Raw genomic sequence first — 254 nt, forward strand, 5'->3', positions numbered from 1 at the left:
ACTTTGCTGAAAGCTGGTCATTGCTACTCGCGGCGTCATCAACGGGTTTCTATCAAGATGCAGAGCGAGGCACCTTGGGCAACATCGATTTGTTGGACCAAGAGAAAGCATCTTACATCGCGACAGTGACTTACTCCTTCTAGGAAAATAACAACAATTAAGGATATCCAAATAATGTTTAAAAAATTGACTCTGGTGTCAGCAATAACGGCCGCACTTGCAGGCTGTGGCGCAGATGATCAGGCGTATGACTA

It is taken from the genome of Vibrio sp. 2033, from assembly GCF_033339735.1.